At 74.7% G+C, this 20,238-nt stretch carries 12 protein-coding genes; 4 read left to right on the forward strand and 8 right to left on the reverse strand.

The genetic code is table 11. The features are described 5' to 3' along the window. Positions 1-44: 44 nt before the first annotated feature. On the reverse strand, positions 45-1,688 hold the full coding sequence (locus tag HGCM_RS11030) for an NAD+ synthase (RefSeq protein WP_019136893.1): 1,644 nt from the start codon (positions 1,686-1,688) through the stop codon (positions 45-47). A gap of 131 nt (positions 1,689-1,819) precedes the next feature. On the opposite strand from HGCM_RS11030, the gene HGCM_RS11035 reads away from it, so the two are divergent. Together HGCM_RS11035 and HGCM_RS11040 are read left to right on the forward strand one after the other, a co-directional pair. Beyond that, positions 1,820-3,157, forward strand: coding sequence for a glutamine synthetase family protein (locus HGCM_RS11035; protein WP_019136894.1), 1,338 nt, complete (start codon positions 1,820-1,822; stop codon positions 3,155-3,157). Between the two features lie 23 nt (positions 3,158-3,180). Next, positions 3,181-6,222 (forward strand): bifunctional [glutamine synthetase] adenylyltransferase/[glutamine synthetase]-adenylyl-L-tyrosine phosphorylase, encoded by a 3,042-nt coding sequence (locus tag HGCM_RS11040; protein ID WP_019136895.1) that lies wholly within the window; start codon positions 3,181-3,183, stop codon positions 6,220-6,222. On the opposite strand, the gene HGCM_RS11045 is transcribed toward HGCM_RS11040, so the two are convergent. Continuing rightward, positions 6,213-7,463, reverse strand: a complete 1,251-nt coding sequence (locus HGCM_RS11045; protein WP_019136896.1) for an AI-2E family transporter — start codon at positions 7,461-7,463, stop codon at positions 6,213-6,215. The two genes, HGCM_RS11040 and HGCM_RS11045, sit on opposite strands and share 10 nt — an antisense overlap. Positions 7,464-7,585: 122 nt before the next feature. Between HGCM_RS11045 and HGCM_RS11050 the strand changes: the two genes are divergently transcribed. Continuing rightward, positions 7,586-9,073 carry a hypothetical protein gene (locus HGCM_RS11050; protein WP_246119455.1) on the forward strand — a complete coding sequence of 496 codons (1,488 nt, stop codon included), beginning with the start codon at positions 7,586-7,588 and terminating at the stop codon, positions 9,071-9,073. Between the two features lie 3 nt (positions 9,074-9,076). Here HGCM_RS11050 and HGCM_RS18060 read toward each other — a convergent pair whose 3' ends face one another. The 6 genes from HGCM_RS18060 to HGCM_RS11080 form a co-directional block, all read right to left on the reverse strand. Next, positions 9,077-12,277: a beta-phosphoglucomutase family hydrolase gene (locus HGCM_RS18060; protein ID WP_019136898.1), complete on the reverse strand. Its 3,201-nt coding sequence runs from the start codon at positions 12,275-12,277 to the stop codon at positions 9,077-9,079. 32 nt (positions 12,278-12,309) lie between these two features. Continuing rightward, positions 12,310-13,836, reverse strand: a complete 1,527-nt coding sequence (locus HGCM_RS11060; protein WP_173390567.1) for an MFS transporter — start codon at positions 13,834-13,836, stop codon at positions 12,310-12,312. Positions 13,837-13,910: 74 nt separating this feature from the next. Next, the gene (locus HGCM_RS11065) at positions 13,911-14,420 is read right to left on the reverse strand and encodes a hypothetical protein (RefSeq protein WP_019136900.1); all 510 of its coding nucleotides are present in this window, start codon (positions 14,418-14,420) and stop codon (positions 13,911-13,913) included. After that, positions 14,417-17,200, reverse strand: coding sequence for a cation-translocating P-type ATPase (locus HGCM_RS11070; protein WP_019136901.1), 2,784 nt, complete (start codon positions 17,198-17,200; stop codon positions 14,417-14,419). Before HGCM_RS11070 ends, HGCM_RS11065 begins: the two co-directional genes overlap by 4 nt. Before the next feature lie 86 nt (positions 17,201-17,286). Continuing rightward, positions 17,287-17,610: an SHOCT domain-containing protein gene (locus HGCM_RS11075; RefSeq protein ID WP_019136902.1), complete on the reverse strand. Its 324-nt coding sequence runs from the start codon at positions 17,608-17,610 to the stop codon at positions 17,287-17,289. Between the two features lie 25 nt (positions 17,611-17,635). Continuing rightward, positions 17,636-18,067, reverse strand: coding sequence for a DUF6325 family protein (locus HGCM_RS11080; RefSeq protein ID WP_019136903.1), 432 nt, complete (start codon positions 18,065-18,067; stop codon positions 17,636-17,638). A gap of 177 nt (positions 18,068-18,244) precedes the next feature. On the opposite strand from HGCM_RS11080, the gene HGCM_RS19940 reads away from it, so the two are divergent. Then, positions 18,245-20,238 (forward strand): winged helix-turn-helix domain-containing protein (locus HGCM_RS19940; RefSeq protein ID WP_218917044.1); only part of this gene is annotated, 1,994 nt, incomplete at its 3' end.

Below are 20,238 nucleotides of genomic sequence, written 5' to 3' on the forward strand. Positions count from 1 at the left end.
CGGGCCAGGCGTGCCCGGCGGCGGAGCGCCGGGGGTCGATCACATCACGGCTCGCGCCAGCGCGTCGTCACCGGCAGGCGCCGGTCGCGGCCGAACGCGAGCGCCGTGACCTTGGGCCCCAGCGGGTACTGGCGACGCTTCCACTCGGCGCGGTCGACGAGCTGGAGCACGCGGTCGACGACCTCGGGGTCGAAGCCCCGCGCGAGCAGCTCGGCGCGGCCCTCGGCGTGCTCGACGTAGGCGTCGAGCACCTCGTCGAGCAGGTCGTACGGCGGCAGCGAGTCCTGGTCGACCTGGCCGGGCCGCAGCTCGGCCGAGGGCGGCTTCGTGATCGACGACTCGGGGATCGGCGGCAGCTCGCCGCGGTCGACGGCGTGGTTGTTCCGCCACCGCGCGAGCGCCCAGACGCGCGACTTGTCGACGTCCTTCAGCGGGGCGAAGCCGCCGACGGCGTCGCCGTAGATCGTCGAGTAGCCGACGGCCAGCTCCGACTTGTTGCCCGTCGCGAGCACGAGGTGGCCCTCGGCGTTCGACAGGGCCATGAGCGTCACGCCGCGGACCCGCGCCTGCAGGTTCTCCTCGGCCAGCCCCTCGAGGTGCATCTCGCCCTGGAACGCCTCGACCATCGGGCCGATGGGCTGCACCCGGTAGTCCGCGCCGATCCGCTTCGCCAGGTCGGCGGCGTCGTCCTTGCTGTGCTCCGAGGAGTACACCGACGGCATCGACACCCCGACGACGTTCTCGCCGCCGATCGCGTCCGCCGCGACCGCCGCGACGAGGGCGGAGTCGATGCCGCCCGACAGCCCCAGCACGACCGAGCGGAAGCCGTTCTTGCGCACGTACCCGGCGAGCCCCGTGACGAGGGCCCGGTAGACCTCCTCGTCCGGGTCGAGCGGGGCGGCCGTCGGGCCCGTCGAGGGCGCCTCGTCGTCGTCGACGAGGTCCCACACGAGCAGGTGCTCCACGAACTGGGGGGCCGAGGCGAGGATCGTGCCGTCCGGGGCGACCACGAACGAGCCGCCGTCGAACACCAGGTCGTCCTGGCCGCCGACGAGGTTGACGTAGACGAGGGGAGCGAGGACCTCGCGGGCCCGGCGCGCCCCGAGCTCGGCGCGCACGTGCCCCTTGCCCTCCTCGTACGGGGAGCCGTTGGGCACGACGAGCAGCGCGATCTCCGCCTCGTCCATCTGGGAGACCGGCCCGCCGTCCTGCCAGATGTCCTCGCAGACGACGACGCCCACCTTGCGGCCGCGCACGTCGACGACGCACACGTCGTCACCGGAGGCGTAGATGCGGTACTCGTCGAACACCCCGTAGTTGGGCAGGTGGTGCTTGTCGTACCGGGCCTGGACGGCGCCGTGCTGCACGAGCACCGCCTGGTTCGTCGGGCGGCCGCTCGCGTGCTCGCCGACCGTGCCCACGACGACCGCGAGGTCGCCCAGGCCCTCGTCCGCCAGCGCGCGGGCGGTCCACTGCAGCGCGCGCTCGGCGCCGCGCCGGAAGGACGCCCGCAGCGCGAGGTCCTCCACGGGGTACCCGGTGATCGTCATCTCGGGGAACACGACGAGGTCGGCGCCCTGCTCGGCGGCGCGGCGCGCCCACGCGAGGACCAGGCGCGCGTTCGCGTCGACGTCGCCCACGCACGTGTCGACCTGCGCCAACGCCACCCGCACCCGGCTCGCACCCATGCGGCCGAGCCTAACCACGTCGCCGGGGCGCCGCGCGCGCCTGGGCCCGCCCCGGCGGGCGTCCGGGCCGGCCGTCTCGCGGGCCGCGTCGCGCCGCCCCGGCGGAGCCACCATCAGGCAGGATGTACGCCATGGACAGGCAGCAGGAGTTCGTGCTCCGCACGGTCGAGGAGCGGGACATCCGCTTCATCCGCCTCTGGTTCACCGACGTGCTCGGGATCCTCAAGTCGGTGGCGGTCGCCCCGGCCGAGCTCGAGGCCGCCTTCTCGGAGGGCATCGGCTTCGACGGCTCGTCGATCGAGGGCCTGACCCGGGTGTACGAGGCGGACATGATCGCGCGGCCCGACCCCGCGACGTTCCAGGTGCTGCCGTGGCGCGGCGAGCGGCACGGCACGGCGCGGATGTTCTGCGACCTGCTCACGCCCGACGGCGAGCCGAGCCTCGCCGACTCCCGGAACGTGCTCAAGCGCGCGCTGTCGAAGGCCAGCGACAAGGGGTTCACCTTCTACACGCACCCCGAGGTCGAGTTCTACCTGTTCGACGCGCCGGCCGACCCGTCGCAGCCGCTCGTCCCGGTCGACCAGGGCGGCTACTTCGACCATGTCCCGCGCGGCACCGCGCACGACTTCCGGCGCGCCGCGATCACGATGCTGGAGTCCATGGGCATCTCGGTCGAGTTCTCGCACCACGAGGCGGGCCCCGGCCAGAACGAGATCGACCTGCGCTACGCGGACGCGCTGACCACGGCCGACAACATCATGACGTTCCGGACCGTCGTGAAGGAGGTCGCGCTCGAGCAGGGCGTGTTCGCCTCGTTCATGCCCAAGCCGCTGGAGCACCAGCCGGGGTCCGGCATGCACACCCACCTGTCGCTGTTCGAGGGCGACCGCAACGCGTTCCACGAGCCCGGCGCGCCGCTGGAGCTGTCGAAGACGGCGCGCTCGTTCATCGCCGGCCTGCTCACCCACGCCGCCGAGATCACCGCGGTGACGAACCAGTTCGTCAACTCCTACAAGCGCCTGTGGGGCGGCGCCGAGGCGCCGAGCTACATCTGCTGGGGCCACAACAACCGCTCGGCCCTGGTCCGCGTGCCGATGTACAAGCCGGGCAAGGGCAACTCGAGCCGGATCGAGTACCGCGCGGTCGACTCGGCGACGAACCCGTACCTCGCGTTCGCCGTGCTGCTCGAGGCCGGCCTCAAGGGCATCGAGGAGGGCTACACGCTGCCCGAGGGCGCCGAGGACGACGTGTGGGAGCTCACCGACGCCGAGCGCCGCGCGCTGGGCATCGAGCCGCTGCCGCAGTCGTTGGAGGCGGCCATCGCGGTGATGGAGCGCTCGGAGCTCGTCGCGGAGACGCTGGGCGAGCACGTCTTCGACTACTTCCTGCGCAACAAGCGCCAGGAGTGGGACGAGTACCGCGCGCAGGTCACGCCGTTCGAGCTGAAGCGGTTCCTGCCGATCCTTTGAGACGGCCAGGTGACGACGACAGCGTGACGACGACGCACGAGGGCGGCCGGCCGGCCTCGCTCGCGACCAGGCTGCTGCGGGCGGGCGTGGACGACGTCGCGCGCGCCGAGCGGCTGCTCGCGGACGCCGCGCTGCAGCGCGTGCTCCCCGAGGCGCAGCAGGTGCTGCCACCGCTGCTCGTCGAGCTCGCCGACCCCGACACCGCCCTGCTCGCGGTCGCGCGCCTCGCGGGCGCGGTGGAGAAGCCGGGGCTGGCGTCGCGCCTGCACGACGTGCTCGCCGAGGCGTCGCCCGCGCGCGAGCGGCTGCTCGCCGTGCTCGGCGCGTCCGTCGCGCTCGGCGACTGGGTCGTCGCCCATCCGGAGCCGGCGCTCGACGCGCTGCAGGACGAGGCGCCCGGGCTCGGCGTCCCGGTCGAGGAGGTCCGCGCCGAGCTGCTCGACGCCGTCGGGGCCGACCCGGCCGCCGCCGTGCCGGTCGCGACGCTCACGCAGGGCGAGGGCGTCGACGCGATGCGACGCGCCTACCGCTCGCGGCTGCTGCGCATCGCGGCCGCCGACCTCACGAGCGCCGACCCCCTCAGCCGGCTGCCCGGCGTGGCGGCGGCGCTCGCGGACCTCGCCGGCGCCGCGCTGGAGGCCGCGCTCGCCGTCGCGCGGGCCGACCTGCCGGACCACGGGCGGGCCGTGCGCCTCGCCGTCATCGGGATGGGCAAGTGCGGTGGGCGCGAGCTCAACTACGTCTCCGACGTCGACGTCGTCTACGTCGCGGAGCCCGTCGAGGGGGCCGACGAGTCGGAGGCGCTCGCCGCGGGCGCCAAGCTCGCCGCCGCGCTCACCCGGATCTGCGACGCCCCGTCGCGCGAGCCCGCGCTGTGGCCCGTGGATGCGGCGCTGCGGCCGGAGGGCAAGGACGGGCCGCTCGTCCGGACGCTCGCGAGCCACCGGGCGTACTACGAGCGCTGGGCCCGGACGTGGGAGTTCCAGGCGCTGCTCAAGGCGCGCCCGATCGCCGGGGACGCCGAGCTCGGCCGGGCGTACGTCGCGATGGTGCAGCCGTTCGTGTGGGCGGCCGTCCAGCGGGAGAACTTCGTCGAGGACGCGCAGGCCATGCGCCGCCGGGTCGAGCAGCACGTGCCCGCGGCCGAGGCGGACCGGCAGCTCAAGCTCGGCGTGGGCGGCCTGCGCGACGTCGAGTTCACGGTCCAGCTGCTGCAGCTCGTGCACGGCCGGGCCGACGAGTCGATCCGCAGCCCCAGCACGCTCACCGCGCTCGCGGACCTCTCGGCGGGCGGCTACGTCGGGCGCGCCGCGGCCGGGCAGCTGGGCGTCTGCTACCGGTTGCTGCGCGTGCTGGAGCACCGCCTGCAGCTGTTCCGGCTGCGGCGCACGCACCTCATGCCGACCGAGGAGGCCGACCTGCGCCGGCTCGCGCGCTCGGTCGGGATGCGGGCGGACGGCGCCGACGGGCTGCAGCAGCGCTGGCGGACCGTCCGGCGCGACGTCCGCCGCCTGCACGAGGAGCTGTTCTACCGCCCGCTGCTGCCCGCGACGGCGCAGCTGTCGACCGAGGAGGCGTCGCTCGCGCCGGATGCCGCCCGCGCGCGGCTCGCCGCGATCGGCTACCGCGACCCGGCGGGGGCGGTGCGGCACATCGCGGCGCTCACCGAGGGCGTCTCGCGCCGGGCGTCGATCCAGCGCCAGCTGCTGCCGGTGATGATCGGCTGGTTCGCCGACGGCCCCGACCCGGACGCGGGGCTGCTCGCGTTCCGGCGCCTGTCCGAGCAGCTCGGCAGCACGCACTGGTACCTGCGCCTGCTGCGGGACTCGGGCGTCGCCGCCCAGCGCCTCGCCACGGTGCTCTCGACGTCCCGCTACGTCGCGGACGCGCTGTCGCGCTCGCCGGAGTCGGTGGCCTGGCTCGCCGACGACGACGAGCTCGAGCCGCGCTCCTACGAGCGCCTGTGGGCCGAGGCCGACGCGGTGCTGACGCGCGCCGACGTGCCCGTGCCGGCGGTGCAGTCGCTGCGCGGGCTGCGGCGCCGCGAGCTGGCGCGCACCGCGGTGGCGGACGTGCTCGGCGTGACGACGGGCATCCGCGCGTCCCGCACCCTCGCGGTCGCGGCGGACGTCGCGCTGGAGGGCGCCCTGCGCGTCGCGGAGTGGGAGGCCCGCCAGGCACGGGGCCTCGACGCGAGCCCCACCCGGCTGCTCGTCGTCGCGATGGGGCGCCTCGGCGGCCGCGAGGTCGGCTACTCGTCCGACGCCGACGTGCTGTTCGTGCACGACCCGCTGCCGGGCGCCGCCGGCGCGCAGGAGTTCGCGGTCGACGTCGCGTCGCGCCTGCGGTCGCTGCTCGGCTCGGTCGGCCCGGAGCCGGCGCTGGCCGTCGACGCGGACCTGCGGCCGGAGGGACGCAACGGCCCGCTGGCGCGCTCTTTCGACGCGTACGCGGAGTACTACGGCCGGTGGTCCTCGCCCTGGGAGAGCCAGGCGCTGCTGCGCGCGCGGCCGGTGGCGGGCGACCCCGGGCTCGCGGAGCGGTTCGTGTCCCTCGTCGCGCCGCTGCGCTACCCCGAGGGCGGGCTCGACGCCGCGACCGTGCGGGAGATCCGGCGCATCAAGGCGCGGGTGGAGGCCGAGCGGCTCCCGCGCGGCGTGGACCCGTCGCGCCACGTGAAGCTTGGCCGCGGCGGGATCGCGGACGTGGAGTGGACCGCCCAGCTCCTGCAGCTCCAGCACGCCGGCGCGGTCGAGGCTCTGCGCACCACCTCGACGACCGACGCGCTCGCCGCGGCCGCCGGCGCCGGCCTGCTCGACGAGGAGGACGTCGCGACGCTCGTCGCGGCGTGGGAGCTCGCGTCGCGAGTGCGGGACGCCAACGTGCTCTGGACGGGCCGGACCGAGGGCCAGCAGGCGGACGTCCTGCCGCACGACCGTCAGGCGCTGGCGGGGCTCGCGCGGCTCCTGGGCTACCCGTCGGGCTCCGGGGGAGCCCTGGAGCAGGACTACCTGCGGACCGCGCGCCGCGCCCGCGCCGTCGTCGAGCGCGTGTTCTACGGCTGAGCCGGCCGCGACTTCTCGGGCGTCCCGTCGGCGTCCGGCGCGGTGTCCAGCGCGGTCGGCAGGTCGGTGTCCTCCCCGGCGTCGGGCGTCCCGTCCTGCGCCTCGTCCGCCGGCACGTCGACCCAGTCGCGCCGCCGGCGCATCGCCTCGTCCTCCTCCAGCAGCGCGGCGTCCACGAGCTCGTGCCGGCGGATGTAGGTCGAGGAGACGGCCTGGATCGTGGCCGCGACGGGCAGCGCGAGGAACGCGCCGAACGGCCCGAACACCGCCCCGAACGCGATGACCGCGAGGAACGACACCGCGGGGTTGAGCTCCAGCGAGCGCGCGGACACCTTGGGGGAGAAGACCAGGTTCTCCAGCTGCTGGTAGCCGATGATGAACGCCAGGACGAGCGCGCCCTTCGCCGGGTCGACGGCGAGCGCGACGGCGGTCGGGACCGCGCCGGCGATGTACGTGCCGACGGTCGGCACGAACTGCGACACGACGCCGGTGAACGCCGCGAGCGGCAGCGCGTAGGGGATGCCCAGGATCGTGAGGAAGACGAAGGTGAAGACCGTCGAGAGCGCGGCGAGCACGATCCGCGAGTTGATGAAGTCCGCGACCTTCTCCTGCGAGACCTCCCACAGGCGCTGCACCTCGCGCTGACGGTTCGGCGCGAACAGCCGCAGCACCGACGCGCGGAAGCGCGGGCCGGCGCTCGCCATGTAGTAGACGACCAGCAGGACCGACGTCATCGTGAACAGGCCGCCGATGATCGAGCTGCCCACGCCGATGAGGCCCGGCGCGAGCTCCTGCCAGTTCTCACCGAGGTTCGCGAGCACCTCGTCGGCCTCCGGGATCTGCACGTCGAAGGTCGTGTCGAGCCACGTGGTGAGCTGCGTGTAGTACTCCGGCAGGGACTCGACGAGCGCGACGACCTGGGACACGAAGAGCTGCCCGAACAGCGCGAGGACGACGAGGATCGCGAGGATCCCGCCGACCATGACGATGCCCGTCGCGCGGGTGCGCCGGATGCCGCGGACCACGAGCCAGCGGATGAGGGGCTCCATCGCGAGCGCCACGAACCACGAGATGACGACGATGAAGATGACGTTCCCGAGCATCGACAGCGCGCGCCAGGCGAACAGCCCGAGGAACACGGCCACCGTGGTGACCAGCAGCGCGCGGGGCAGCCACGCGGGCGGGCGCTTCGAGGCGAACCAGTCGGACGCGGGCTCGGCGCCGGCGGGACGTCGGGGCATGGCGGTCTCCGGGGGCTCAGCGGTCCGGCGGGTGCGCTCGAACCGTACCGCGCGAGGGTCTCGCTCTTGAGCAGGATCGCTGCCATGCTCGGGAGCAGGACGCGTCTCGTCGGGGAGGGATCGTGGCCGAGCGGAGAGACCCCGCGCAGCGGGGAGCGACGGGGAAGTCGGCTGCTCCGGACGGGGGCCCGGCCCCCGGAGCGGTGCGCGCCGCCGAGACGTCGCGGACTGCGGCGCAGGACCAGGAGCTCGCCGACCTCCGCGCCCGCCTCGCGGCCGCCGAGGCCGAGAACGCGCGCCTGCGGGCCGCGGTCGAGCAGCCCGCCGCGGCCGGCGGCGCGCCGCCACCGGTTCCCGTCCCCGCATCGCGGCGCCGCCCGGGCCGGGCCGTCGCCATGGTGGTCGTCATGGTGGTGGCCGCGCTGCTGGCGCCCGTCGCCGTCGTCGCGGCGTGGGCGCAGGGCGTCGTCACGGACACGGACCGCTACCTGGCGACGGTCGCGCCCCTCGCGGACGACCCGCAGATCCAGCAGGCGGTGACCAACCGCGTGACGGGGGCGATCGTCGACGCGATCAACCTCGACCAGCTCGCGCAGGACGCGACGACCGCGGTCTCCGAGCTCGGTCTGCCGCCGCGGCTCTCCACGGCGGTGCTGTCGCTGCAGGGTCCGCTCGTGGACGCGGCGACGGGGTTCGTGCACACCGCGGTCGAGAGGGTCGTCACGTCGGACGCGTTCTCGGCGGCGTGGACGGCGGCCAACCGGGCCGTGCAGTCGCAGCTCGTGGCCGTCCTGCGGGGCGATCCGGACGCGCTGGCCAGCATCGACGCCTCCGGGACGCTGACGGTCGACCTCACGGACGTCATCGAGTCGGTGAAGTCGGCGCTGTCGGACGCGGGCTTCACGATCGTCGACCGCCTGCCGGCGATCAGCGCGAGCTTCCCGCTCGTGCAGAGCGCCGACCTCGTGCGCCTGCAGAACGCCTACCGCCTGCTCGACGTGCTCGGCACCTGGTTGCCGTGGCTCGTCCTCGGCCTGCTGGCCGCGGGCGTCGTGCTGGCGCGGCACAAGGCCCGCGCCCTGGTGGCCGCCGGGCTCGTGCTGGCCGGCGCCATGCTCGTGCTCGGCGTCGGGCTCGCGATCGGGCGGTCCGTCTACGTGAGCTCGCTGCCGCCCGAGGTGCAGCGCCCGGACGCGGCGGTGGTCGTCTACGACCAGTTCGTCTCGCTCCTGCGGGTCGCCCTGCGCTCGGTGCTCGTCCTCGGGCTCCTCCTGGCTCTCGTCGCGTTCGTCGCCGGCGACACCGCGGCAGCGCGCGCCCTGCGGCGCTCGTGGACCCGGCTCACGGCCTGGGTGCGCGGCGCGGGGGAGCGGCGCGGCGTGACGTCCGGACCGGTGGGCGTGTGGCTGGACGAGCAGCGGGTGCTCGTGCGCTCGGTCGTGGCGGCGGGCGCCGCGCTGGCGCTCGTCCTCGCGGACCGGCTCACGCCCGCGTACGTCGTCACGGTGGCGGTGGTCGCCGTCGTCGTGCTGGCGCTGACGACCCTCGCGGCACGTCCTCGCGCTGCGGCGCCACCCGCCCCGGGCCCCAACCTCGCCGCGACCGGCTGAGCGTCAGCGCGTCGCCGCCGCCGGACGCGCCGGCTCGGCGCCGCCCGTGCCCGGAGGGCCGCCGGCGGGGGTCGTGTCGCGCGTGTGGAAGTGACCCGGGAACGCCACGGTGCGGCCCGGCTCGACCGTGAACCGGGTGTCGTGGTGCCACGCCGTCACGGGGTCGCCGCTGAGCACCGAGTAGGTGACCTCGCGCGGCCGGATGTCGACCTGCAGGACGGAGCCCCGCAGCCGCAGCGGGAACCGCAGCCGGCGCGCGCGGGTCGGCAGCATCGGGGCGAACCGCGTCTCCTTCCAGCGGTACCCCGCGAAGCCCTGGACGAGGGCCATCCAGACGCCGGCGGCGGACGCGACGTGCACGCCGTCGGCCAGGTTGCCGGCGCGGTCCGCCATGTCGACCGCGGCGGCGTCGACGAGGTACTCCTCGGCGCTGCGGTACTTGCCGACGTCGGCGGCCGCGATGGCCTGGATGCACTCCGACAGCGACGAGTCGCCGGTCGTCAGCGGGTCGTAGTACTCGAAGACGCGGCGCCGCTCGTCGGCGGTGAAGCGCTCGGGCAGCAGGACGGTCGCCAGCACGACGTCCGCCTGCTTGATGACCTGGTGCCGGTAGATGACGAGCGGGTGGAAGTGCAGCAGCAGCGGGTACCGGTCGGCGGGCGTCCCGGCGAAGTCCCACGGCGCCTGCTCGAGGAAGCCCTCGTCCTGCAGGTGCAGGCCCGTCTTCTCGTCGTACGGGACGTACATGCGCTCGGCGGCGCGCCGCCAGGCCGCCTCCTCGTCGTCCTGCAGCGCGAGGCGCTCGACGAGCCGGCGGTGCTCGGCCGGGTGCTCGGTGCGCAGCAGCCTGACCGCGTCGGCGGCGGCGCGCAGGTTCTCCGCGGCCATGAGGTTCGTGTAGAGGTTGTTGTCGACCACCGTGGAGTACTCGTCCGGACCCGTGACCTTGAGGATGACGAACCGGTCGTCGTGCCGGGGGGAGAAGAAGCCCAGCGCCGCCCACATCCGCGCGGTCTCGACGAGCAGCTCCGCGCCGTGCCGGACCAGTAGGTCGACGTCGCCCGTGACGTGCACGTACTGCTCGAGGGCGTACGCCACGTCCGCGTCGATGTGGTACTGCGCGGTGCCGGCGGCGTAGTAGGCGGAGGCCTCCTCGCCGTTGATCGTCCGCCAGGGGAACAGGGCGCCGGCGCAGCCGACCTCGCGGGCCCGGCGCCGCGCGTCCGGCAGCATGCGCACGCGGTGCATGAGCAGGCTCCGCGCGACCTCCGGCGCGGTGTGCACGAGGAACGGCAGCAGGTACGCCTCGGTGTCCCAGAAGTAGTGGCCCTCGTAGCCGGTCCCCGTGAGCCCCTTCGACGGGACGCCGAACCCCTCGCTGCGCCACGACGCCTGCAGGAGGGCGAGCTGGTTGAACCGCAGCGCCTGCTGCGCGGCCGGCTGCGCCTCCCAGGCGACGCCGCTGCGCTCCCAGAAGGTCTCGACCTCCCGCTCGTGGGCAGCCAGCACGGCCGCGCGGCCCTCGGCCCGCGCGCGCCGCAGCGTGAGGGCGGCCCGGTCGGCCAGCTCGGCGGCGCCCTGCGGGCCGTGGTGGTACGCGAGCCACTTGGTGACCCCGACCGGCACGCCGACCCGGGCGTCCACGTCGAAGAGCACGTGCGCGCGCTCCGGGCCCACGCGGGTGCCGAGGGGGCGGGCGGCCTCGTCCGCCTCGTGGTCCATCCCCGCCGCGACCGTCAGCCCCGAGCGCAGCGTGCGGTAGGTGCGGACCACGCAGCCGCCGTCCACGCGCTCCGGCCCCGCCTGCAGCGTGCCCGCCGCCAGCCGCCGGCTCTGCCGCGGGTCGAGCGCCAGCTCGTCGCCGACCGCCTCGGCGTGGGTGACGAGCTCGGACGAGAGGACGAGCCGGACCGGCGCGTCGAGCGCCGTGACCTCGTACCGCACGCACGCGAGGTGGCGCTGCGCGAGCGAGACGACGCGCTCGCTGCGCACGCGCAGCCGGCGGCCGTCGGGCAGCCGGAACGTCACGGTCCGGACGAGCGCAGCCCTGCGCATGTCCAGCACGCGCTCGAACTCGGTGACCTCGTGCGTCGCGCACGTCACGGGCTCGTCGTCGACGAGCAGCCGCACGACGGTCCCGTCCGGGACGGGGAGGATCGTCTGCCCCGTCGTCGCGAAGCCGTGGGCGGTCTCGGGGTAGACGATCGGCCACGTCTCGTGGAAGCCGTTGAGCAGCGTCGCCGGCCGCGACGAGGGCTCGCCCTCCTCGAACGAACCCCGGATGCCCAGGTACCCGTTCGCGAGCGCGAACAGCGTCTCGGTCTGCGGCACCGCGTCGGGGCTGTAGCGCCGCTCGACCATCCGCCACGGGTCGATCGGGTGCTCGCCGGAGGCCATGATGCGGCGCGCCGCCGCCTGCAGCCGGTGCCGGGGCGGCCCGGAGCGGTGGACCTGCTCGTCGGGCCGCGCGAGCAGCTCGCCGAGGTCCTGGACGACGAGGTCTGCGCCGTGCTCCGCGAGCGCCGCGGCCTGACCGCCGCGGTCGACGCCGATGACGAGCCCGAACCGGCCGGCCCGTCCCGCCTCCACCCCTGCCAGCGCGTCCTCGACCACGACGGCGCGCTCCGGGGACACCCCGAGCCGGCGCGCGCCCTCGAGGAACGCGTCCGGTGCGGGCTTGCCGGGCAGGCCGAGCTCGAGGATCGTCTCGCCGTCGACGCGCTCGTCGAACAGGTTGGTGATCCCGGCGTGCTGCAGGACGGTCGCGCAGTTCCGGCTGCTGGAGACGACCGCGGTGCGCAGGCCGGCCTCGCGCAGCTCGCGCACCCAGGCGACGGAGCCGGGGAACGCCTCGACGCCGCTGCGCTCCAGCTCCTCCTCGACGAGCAGCTGCTTGCGCGTGCCCAGCCCGCCGTCGGACTCCTCGTCGGGCGGCGAGTCGGGCCCGCCCGGGGGAAGCGTGATGCCGCGCGAGGCGAGGAACGCGTGGACCCCCTCCTCGCGGGTGCGCCCGTCCACCGACGCGGCGTAGTCGACCTGCTCGTCGAACCGCGGCGTGCGGGTGCCGTGCGCCGCGTCCCAGCCGTCGAGGAACTCGTCGAACGTGCGCTTCCACGCCTTGGCGTGCACCGTGCGCGTGGTGGTGAGCACGCCGTCCAGGTCGAACAGCACCGCGTCGAAGTCCTGCGGCGTGACGGTGGGCATCGGGGTCCTCCTGTCGGTGCGGGCGGGGCGGCTCATCCGAACGCGGCCCCCTCGACCGTGCTGCCGGGCGCGGGGTCGGGCAGCCGGCGCATGCGGAAGGCGTTGGCGACGCCGGCGAGGCCGGCGAGGAGGGGCAGCAGGAGCGCGATCTGCAGCGCACGGGGCCGCGTCTCGGTGTTGATCCGCACGATCTCGTCGCGCACGTCGTCCGGCTGCCCCGCGAGCTGCTCCGTGAGCTGGGTGTTGCTCATCAGCTGGGCGTCCTCCTCCAGCGCCCGTGCGACCTGCTGCTGCTCGTCGGGCGCCAGGACGGTGCTCGCCGCCGCCTGCGAGCTGAAGCCGGCCGCGAGCGACCCGAGCATGAGCGCGCCGGCGAGCGCGAGCCCGAACGAGAGGCCGAAGGAGCCGGCGGCGGAGTTCACGCCCGCGGCCTCGCTCACGCGCTCCTCCGAGATGGGGGAGAGCGTGTAGTTGTTGAGCTGCGAGACGAGCAGCCCGAGCCCGGAGCCCACCACGACGAGCGGTACGAACAGGAACCAGCCCGACGTCGCACGCGGGACGACCGGCAGGAGCGCCGCGACGCCGATCACGACGAGCCCGAAGCCGACGAGCACGACGTCGGCCGGACGCCGCCGCCCGGACCGCTTCCCTGCGACCAGCGCGAGGGCGAACATCGACAGCGAGAGCGGCGCCAGGGAGAGCCCGGCCGCCATCGCGTCGTACTCCAGCACCATCTGCAGGAAGATCGGCAGCGCGATCATCGCCCCGCCCAGCGTGATCTGCTGCAGCATCTGCTGCGACACCCCCACCCGGAACACGGGGCTGCGGAACAGGTCGGGGTCGAGCAGCACGGGGCGGCCGGCGCGGCGCCGGCGCACCAGCCACCGGACGAGCGCGACCATCGCGACCGCGCCGACGGCCAGCAGGATGCCGACCGACTCGCCTCCCTCCTGCCACACGAGGACGCCGAGCACGATGCCGCCCATCGCGAGCGCCGACAGGACCGCCCCGACGACGTCGACGGACCGGTCGCCGGTGTAGGGCACGTCGCGCACGCGGCCGATGCCGGCGAGGACCACGCCGATGACGAGCGCCTCGAGACCGAACGCGACCCGCCACGACAGGTAGGTGGTGAGGAAGCCGCCGATGAGCGGGCCGACCGCCGCCGCCACGGACGCGGACGCGCCGACGAGGGCGTACACCTTCTTCTGCGCGTCGCCGGTGAAGTTGCCGTGCACCAGCGACTGCATCGACGGCAGCAGGAGGGAGGCGCCGAGCCCGCCGACGACCGCCCAGAACACGATGATCGCGAGCAGGTCCTGGGCGAGGGTCATCGCGACGGCGCCCGTGGCGTAGCCGACCAGGCCGAGCACGTACGCGCGCTTGCGCCCGACGAGGTCGCCGACCTTGCTGCCGATGAGGATGAAGGCGGCGGACACGAGCGCCTCGAGCGCGATCGCCGACTGCACGCCGCTGACCGTGGTGTCGAGGTCGCGGACGACCGCGGAGATCGACACGTTCATGAGCGAGGTGTCGACGACGAGGACGAACATGGCCATGGCGAGCAGCACGGCCAGGCGCCGGTCGAGCTGCACCGGCGGGGTCTGTGGTGTCACGCGTCCGTCCTCCGTGGTCAGTGGGGCTTGAGGAGCACCTGCAGCGAGATGACGAGGAGGCCGACGAGCCCGCCGGCCAGGCAGACGACGACGAGCTGGCGGCCGCGGAAGCCGGCGTGCCGGCCGGCGACGGACGCGAGCGCGACCAGCGTGACGGTCCCGGTCACGAGCACCGCGCGCTGCACGTCGCCGGTGGAGCGCTCGGTGAGCCGCGCCAGCACCAGCACGACGAGGGGTGGCACGGCCGCGAGCAGGAGCTGCGCCTGGTGCACCGCGGCGTGGCGCCACTCCGACCGGGTGAGGGGGCGCCGGACGAGGGCGTGCTCGTGGAGGATCTCCGAGTAGAAGTGCGCCGCCGCCATGGCGATCACCGGTGCGGTCACCACGAGCGCCGCCTCCAGCAGGTTGAGCTCCTGCCACCCCTGGTAGACGGCCAGCACCGACATCACGACGATCGTGGCGTAGGTGAGGCGCTCGAGGTCGAGCACGCGTCCGCGGACGCGGACGACCTCGGGGTCGTCCGTCACGGCCGGCCGCGGACCGGGGCCACCGCCTCGTCGACCGGCACCGGGCGGGTGCTGCGGTGGCGCCGCCGGCGGATCCACTTGCCCACCTCCGCCACGATCGCGACGGGCAGGGCGAGCGCGACGCACTGCCACCACTGCGTGGCCGTGAGCGGCTGCGTCAGCAGGCCCTGCTGAAGGAACTGCAGCTGGGTGGCGAGGACGATCAGCGCGGCGGGGATGGCGAGCCACCGGACCGCCGAGAGCACGGGCTCGGCCAGGCCGCTGCCCGGGTCCCGGCGCATGACGAGCCCGCTGAGGACCGTCCCCAGCCCGACGACGACGAACGCCATGGTCATGGACGCGCTCGGGGCGGAGGGCGACGGCTCGTCCGGGCCCCACACGAGCGGCACGAGCGCGCACAGCGCCAGGACGACGCCGTAGAGCAGCCAGCGCAGCACCGCGGGACGGTTGGTGATCGGCACCTTCGGGTCGCGCGGCGGGTGCCGCATGACGTCCGGGTCGCCCTCGCCGGTGGCGATGACGACGACCGGGAAGATCGCGACGAAGAAGTTGAGGAACAGCACCATGAGCGGCGTCATCGCGACGCCGTCGTTGATGTCGAACACCGTCGCGGCGACGAACAGCACGACGAGCGCGAGCAGCTGGCTCATCTGGTAGCGGATGTAGGAGACGACCTTGCCGTAGGTCGTGCGCCCGAGCTCGATCGCGTGGACCAGGGTCCCGAAGTTGTCGTCCGTGAGGATCATGCGGGCGGCCTGCTTGGACACCTCGCTGCCGCTGCCCATCGCCACGCCGATGTCGGCCTGCTTGAGCGCCGCGGCGTCGTTGACCGCGTCCCCCGTCATCGCGACGATCTGCCCGTCGCGCTGCATGATCTGCGCGAGCCGGAGCTTGTCCTCGGGAGCCACGCGACCGAACACGTGCAGCTCGGGCAGCCGCCGCAGGATCTCGTCGTCGGAGAGGGCGCGCAGCTCCGCCCCGCTGATCGAGCCCGGACCCAGGCCGAGGCTCTCGCCGATCGCGCGCGCGGTGACGGCGTGGTCGCCGGTGATCATCCGCACGTCGATGCCGGCGCCGAGGGCGGTCTCCACGGCCGACTTCGCGGCGGGGCGCAGCGGGTCGATGATGCCGACGAGCCCGACCAGGTCCAGGTCCTGCGCGAGCGACATGGGGTCGTCGCGCATCGCCTCCTCGTCGGCCTCGGTCACCGTGCGCGCCGCGAACGCGAGCACGCGCAGCCCCTGCGACCCGAGCCGCTCGTTCGCGGACTCCAGGTCGGCGAGCGCCTGCTCGACGGGCACCTGGCCGGTGCCGAACGGGCGGCCCGCCCGGGCGCAGCGGGCGAGGACGACGTCCGGCGCGCCCTTGACGAGCTCGACCCGGTGCTGCACGCCGTCCAGCACGACGTCGTGGAAGGTCGCCATGAACTTGTAGTCGGAGTCGAACGGGACCTCGGCCAGGCGGGGGTACGCCCGCCGGGTCTGCTCGGCGTCGACCCCGAGCCTCGCGGCGAGCACGACGAGCGCCGCCTCGGTCGGGTCGCCCACGACGGTGCCGTCGTCGCCGACCGTCGCGTCGCTCACCAGGACGAGGCCCAGCGCGAGCCGCGTGAGGTCGGGCACCTCGTGCCCCGCGACCGAGAGGATCGTGCCCGTCTTCTCGTAGCCCTGGCCCTCGACCGTGAACCAGTCGCCGTCGACGTACATCGTCGAGACCATCATCTGGTTCATGGTCAGCGTGCCGGTCTTGTCGGTGTTGATCGCGCTCGTCGCGCCGAGGGTCTCGACGTCGGTGAGGTTCTTGACGATCGCCTTGGCCTCCGCGAGCCGCTTGGCGCCGTAGGAGAGCATCCCCTGGACGAACGTCGGCAGGCCGGTCGGGATCGCGGAGATGGCCATCGCGGTGCCGAGGAGGAGCACCTGCGAGCCCGACATGCCGCGCAGGAGGCCGACGACGACGATGAGCGCGACCGCGCTCCACGCGATGGTGCCGAGCACGCGCGTCAGCGAGTCGAGCTCCTTCTGCAGCGGCGACTTCGTGCGCTTGACCGAGGAGAGCATCGTCGCGATGCGGCCCATCTCGGTGTCCATCGCCGTGGCCGTGACGACCACCACAGCCGTGCCGCGGGTGACGGACGTGTTCTGGTACGCCATGTTCGTCCGGTCGCCCAGGGCCACCTCCGGGCCCTGCAGGACCGCGGCGTCCTTGGGGATCGGCGCGGACTCGCCCGTCAGGGCGGCCTCCTGCGTCTCCATCGTGGCCGAGCGGACGATGCGGCCGTCGGCCGGGACGACGTCGCCCGCCTCGAGGAGGACGACGTCGCCCGGCACCACCTCGACGGCCGGGACGAGCGCCACGGAGCCGTCCCGCAGCACGCGGCACTGCGGCACCTGCAGCTTCGACAGCGCGTCCACGCTCGCGCGGGCCTTCAGCTCCTGGCGCGCCCCGAGCAGCACGTTGAGGACGACGAGCAGGCCGACGAGGATGCCCGTGGACACCTGGCCGATGACGAAGCTCACGACCGTGACGGCCACGAGCATGAGGTTCATCGGGTCGCGGAGCTGGATCAGCGCCACCGCGAACATCGAGGGGGCGGGCTCGCCCGCGATCTGGTTCGGGCCGTGCTGCGCGAGCCGTGCGGCGGCCTCGGACGCCGTCAGCCCGCGCTCGGGGTCGGTGCCGAGCCCGGTCGCGACGTCGGACGCCGCCCGCAGGTACGGTGCCTCGCCCTCCGCCGGCGCCATCCCGGCCCCGGCCCGGTCCGTCGTCTCCGCAGTCATCGGTCCGTCCTCTCCCGGCCGCGACCGGCCTTCCCTGTCCGCCCGTCCCCCTGCCAGGGGCGGCTGGTGTCAGCGGGTCCGCGTCGTCAGCCCGCGAGGATCCGCGCCTTCTGGGCGGCGAACTCCTCCTCGGTGAGCACGCCGGCGGCGCGCAGGGAGCCGAGCTTCTCCAGCCGCTCGAGCACGTCCGGCTCCGGCTCGTCCGGCTCCGGGGCGTACACGGCCGCGGGGGGCGAGTACGCCGGCTGCGCGGGCGGCGGCGGGGGCGGAGCCGCGTAGGTGGTCTGGGGGTAGGACGCCTGCTCCTGGGCGGCCCACCGCCCCGCCTGCCGTCGCGACACCCGGTTCGACACCGCGGTCGCCGTGCCCGCCACCACCGCGGTGCGGGCCATGCCTCCGATGAGTCCCATCAGTCCGTCCTCCGTCTCGCCTGCGTCAGCTCTCGATGGAGTCGAGCGCCGCCACGACCGTGTCGGCCGGGATGCGTCCGCTCGCGATGACCTCGGCCCCGGCGCGGCGCATGGCCGAGACGAACGGGCCGGCCCAGGTGTTCTCGTAGACGAGCAGACCGACGGCGGTGCCCGGCTCGACGAGACCAGCGGCCTCCTGCAGGTCGTCCTCGTCGATGAGACCCGAGCTGACGCCCTCGAAGACGGCCAGGTCCAGGGTGCCGTCCCCGTCGAGGTCGCTGAGCTCGATCGCGGTGAACGAGCCGTCGGCCTGCCGCAGCGCGAAGCGCAGGTCGAGGATCCGGATGATCCCGCGCTCGACCAGGTCGATGAGGATGTCCATGCCCTCGCCCGTGAGCCGGGCGCCGGGGAACTCCAGGGCCAGGTAGTCGATCGGCCCGACGTCGTGGTCCGTCATGCTCTCCCTCTCTCCGGGACGGGCGCGGGTCCGTCACCCGCACCGTGCGTGCTCCTCACCCTCTCCCCGGGGCAGGTGGGTCGGGATCACCCCTCCGGGGGTGGTTGGGGTCGGGCCCACCCCAGCGCTACGGTGCTGTCGTCAGGCGTTCCAGGGGCGGGGGCCGGGATGACAGCCGTGGGTAGAGCGGCGCGGGCGGTTCCGCACGCGCCACCGCAGACGCCGTTCTTCCACTCGAAGCTGCGCGCGCCCCTGACGCCCACGCACTTCGTGCGCCGCGAGCGGCTCGTCGACCTGCTCGACGACCTCACGACCCTGCCCGTCACGCTCGTCGTCGCGCCCGCGGGGGCGGGGAAGACGACGCTCGTGGCGGACTGGGCCGCACGGTCGGTGCACGCCACGTCCTGGCTGTCGCTCGACGACGCCGACCGGGACGCGGGGCGCCTCTGGACCGGTGTGATCGCCGCGCTCGAGGCGCACGTGCCGGACTGCGGGTCCCAGGCCACCGCGGAGCTGCGGGCGCACCGCGACCCGGCCGGCGCGGTGCACGCGCTGCTGGAGTCGCTGGAGGAGCGGACGCGCCCGCCGCTCGTCCTGGTCCTCGACGGTCTCGAGCACCTCGACGGTGTCGCCGGGTTCGACGACGCGCTGGAGACGTTCGTCGAGCACGTGCCGCCGTGGCTGCACCTGGTGCTCGTCAGCCGGCGCACACCACGACTGCCGGTCGAGCGGCTGCAGGCGTCCGGACGGCTGGCCGAGGCGCGGTTCCCGCAGCTGCGCTGCTCGCCGGAGGAGTCGGTGCAGGTGCTGACGGCCCTCGCGCCCGGCATCTCGCGTGCGGCCGCGCGCTCGGCGGCGGCCCACTCCGGAGGCTGGGCCGCCGCTCTCCAGCTCGCCGGGCTCGCCGCCCGCGTCACGGGCGGGCAGCCGGACGTGCCGGTGCTCGCCGACGAGCAGGACCGCCTCGTCGACGAGTACCTGTGGCGCGAGGCGTTCCGCGGCGAGCGCGCGGAGCTCGTCGAGATGCTGCTCGACGTGTGCGTGGTGGAGCGGGTCAACCCGCACCTGCTGGAAGCCCTCACCGAGCGGGGGGACGCCTTCCCGCTGCTCGAGGAGGCGGAGCACCGCGGCCTGTTCCTGCACCGGCTGGACGCCGTGGGCTGGTTCCAGCTCCACGACCTCGTCCGCGAGGCGCTCGTGCGTGAGGCCGGCCGTCGCTCGCCGACGCGGCTGCTGGAGCAGCACGCGCGGGCCGCCCGCTGGTTCGAGGAGGCGGGGGAGAGCACCGCCGCCCTCGACCACTGGCTGGCCGCGGAGCGGCCCCGCGAGGCGCTCGCCCTCCTGGCGCGGACCGCGCTGGCGCTGTACGACGACGGGCACGAGGCCACGCTCCGGCGGGTCCTGGAACAGCTCCCGCCCGGGGCCGCCGAGGGCGACGTCGCCGCCCTGCTCGACCTCGCGTGGTGCCAGCTGTTCGTCAGCCGCGAGCAGTTCCTGCAGACGGTCGACGAGGCACGCGTCGTCGGCGCGGCGAACGGGACCCCCTCGGCGCTGCAGGCGCGCGCCGCCGTCCTGGGGTCGCTGTCGTCGCTCGCGCTCGGCGACTGGGACACGTGCCGGGCCCAGCTCGCGCCCGCGCTCGCGGCCCCCGGCCTCGACGCCTGGTGCGACCCTGTGGCGCGCTTCGGCTGGAACGTCCTGATGCACGCGACGGCGCTCGCGGAGGAGTGGGACGACGACCACGCGACCGTCCGCGACGCGCGCGCGTCCGTGGGCCGGGACGTCGACCGCCTGCTGCGCTTCGAGGGCACGCGCGCCCTCGGGCTCGCGCTCACCGGGCGCCCCGTCGACGCCCTGCGGGTCGCCGCGGGGGTCTCCCGCGCCGCCGCGGCCCGCATGACCGTGCTGCGCGACGAGCTCGCGCTGGCCGACGCCCTCGCCCGCCGCGAGCTCGGCGACGACGCCGCCGCCGAGCAGGCGCTGCAGGCGCTGGCGTCCTCCCCGGCCGGGCCCGCCCCGTGGACGCACGCGCTCGCGGCGCTCGACGTCGTCGAGGCCCGGATCGCGGCAGGCGACCTGGCCGCCGCCGACGCGGCGTTCGGGCGGGCGGTCGCGTTCGTCGCGAGCGCCCAGCCGGGCCGGGGCGGTCGGTCCGGGGTCGCGCGGGTGGG

The sequence above is a fragment of the Cellulomonas massiliensis JC225 genome (assembly GCF_000312005.1).
GTDB classification, from domain to species: domain Bacteria; phylum Actinomycetota; class Actinomycetes; order Actinomycetales; family Cellulomonadaceae; genus Cellulomonas; species Cellulomonas massiliensis.